At 59.9% G+C, this 2,361-nt stretch carries 1 tRNA gene and 2 rRNA genes; all 3 read left to right on the top strand.

The annotated features are described in order from the left end of the window. Positions 1-1,913: ribosomal RNA gene (locus tag ACTZWW_RS22560) — 23S ribosomal RNA — on the top strand; the annotation flags it as partial. 106 nt (positions 1,914-2,019) lie between these two features. Beyond that, a 5S ribosomal RNA gene (rrf, locus tag ACTZWW_RS22555) occupies positions 2,020-2,135 on the top strand. A 148-nt stretch (positions 2,136-2,283) separates the two neighbouring features. Then, positions 2,284-2,360 (top strand) — tRNA-Met (locus ACTZWW_RS22550). The last annotated feature ends 1 nt before the right edge of the window (position 2,361 follow it).

Raw genomic sequence — 2,361 nt, 5'->3', positions numbered from 1 at the left:
ATGCTCCAGGGGGTAGAGCACTGGATGGGCTAGGGCTGTCCACAACGGTACCAAACCTAACCAAACTCCGAATACCTGGAAGCAGTGCACGGGAGACACACGGCGGGTGCTAACGTCCGTCGTGGAGAGGGAAACAACCCTGACCTACAGCTAAGGCCCCCAATTCGTGGCTAAGTGGGAAAGGATGTGAGGACCCCAAAACAACCAGGAGGTTGGCTTAGAAGCAGCCATCCTTTAAAGAAAGCGTAACAGCTCACTGGTCTAGCCAAGGGTCCTTGCGCCGAAAATGTAACGGGGCTCAAGCCACGAGCCGAAGCTTAGGGTGCATCTTCGGATGCGCGGTAGCGGAGCGTTCCGTAGGCCTGTGAAGGGAGACCCGTGAGGGCTCCTGGAGGCATCGGAAGTGAGAATGCTGACATGAGTAACGACAAACAGCGTGAGAGACGCTGTCGCCGAAAGTCCAAGGGTTCCTGCGTAAAGTTAATCTGCGCAGGGTCAGCCGGCCCCTAAGGCGAGGCCGAAAGGCGTAGTCGATGGGAATCAGGTGAATAGTCCTGAGCCAGCGGGTGGTGACGGATCCGAGCCGTCGTAGAGCCTTATCGGATTGGCTCTGCGGCCGGAGGGTCCCGGGAAACAGCCCCCGCGTGAGACCGTACCCGAAACCGACACAGGTGGACTGGCAGAGCATGCCAAGGCGCTTGAGAGAACGATGCTGAAGGAACTCGGCAAATTACCTCCGTAACTTCGGGATAAGGAGGCCTTCCGTTCGGGCAACCGGGCGGGAGGGGCACAGACCAGGGGGTGGCGACTGTTTAGCAAAAACACAGGGCTCTGCGAAGTCGCAAGACGACGTATAGGGTCTGACGCCTGCCCGGTGCCGGAAGGTTAAGAGGAGAGGTTCACGCCTTGAATCGAAGCCCCGGTAAACGGCGGCCGTAACTATAACGGTCCTAAGGTAGCGAAATTCCTTGTCGGGTAAGTTCCGACCTGCACGAATGGCGTAACGACTTCCCCGCTGTCTCCAGCATCGGCTCAGTGAAATTGAATTCCCCGTGAAGATGCGGGGTTCCTGCGGTCAGACGGAAAGACCCCGTGCACCTTTACTGTAGCTTTGCGCTGGCATTCGTGTCGGCATGTGTAGGATAGGTGGAAGGCTTTGAAGCGCGGGCGCCAGCTCGTGTGGAGCCGCCCTTGAAATACCACCCTTGGCGACATGGATGTCTAACCGCGATCCGTCATCCGGGTCCGGGACAGCGCATGGCAGGCAGTTTGACTGGGGCGGTCGCCTCCCAAAGAGTAACGGAGGCGCGCGATGGTGGGCTCAGACCGGTCGGAAATCGGTCGTCGAGTGCAATGGCATAAGCCCGCCTGACTGCGAGACGGACATGTCGAGCAGAGACGAAAGTCGGCCATAGTGATCCGGTGGTCCCGCGTGGGTGGGCCATCGCTCAACGGATAAAAGGTACGCCGGGGATAACAGGCTGATGATCTCCAAGAGTCCATATCGACGAGATCGTTTGGCACCTCGATGTCGACTCATCACATCCTGGGGCTGGAGCAGGTCCCAAGGGTTCGGCTGTTCGCCGATTAAAGTGGTACGTGAGTTGGGTTCAGAACGTCGTGAGACAGTTCGGTCCCTATCTGCCGTGGGTGTCGGAGATTTGAGAGGATCTGTCCCTAGTACGAGAGGACCGGGATGGACGTACCTCTGGTGGACCTGTCGTGGCGCCAGCCGCGGTGCAGGGTAGCTATGTACGGACGGGATAACCGCTGAAGGCATCTAAGCGGGAAACCCACCTCGAAACGAGATCTCCCTCGAGAGCCGTGGTAGACCACCACGTCGATAGGCCGGGCGTGCAAGCGCAGCAATGCGTTGAGCTTACCGGTACTAATCGCTCGATCGGCTTGATCGCCTCCCATGATCCCTGCGCGCCGGAGGGTCCCGCAAAGGCCCCCGCGCACCGACACGAACACGTCGAAGACCAGACCACACCTATGCGCGCATCTGTCCTTCGCCGGCCCGGTGACCGGAGCGAGGAGCATAAAACCCGATCCCATCCCGAACTCGGCCGTTAAACTCCTCAGCGCCGATGGTACTGTGGCTCAAGCCCCGGGAGAGTAGGTCGTCGCCGGGCCTGCAAAGGACAGACAACGCGCACCCAAGCCGAACACCATCCATCCTCCTCACGACGCCTCACGCGCCGGCCCCGGTCTCCCAACCGGGGCCGGTCGCGTTCGAGGACCCAATCCTCTTCCCGTCCACAACGGGAACACACCACCTTCCGCGGGGTGGAGCAGCCCGGTAGCTCGTCAGGCTCATAACCTGAAGGTCGCAGGTTCAAATCCTGCCCCCGCAACCAA

The organism is Salinarimonas sp. NSM (assembly GCF_052380005.1).
In the GTDB taxonomy this organism is placed as follows: Bacteria; Pseudomonadota; Alphaproteobacteria; order Rhizobiales; family Beijerinckiaceae; genus Salinarimonas.
This window is presented reverse-complemented; position numbering and strand designations above follow the sequence as displayed.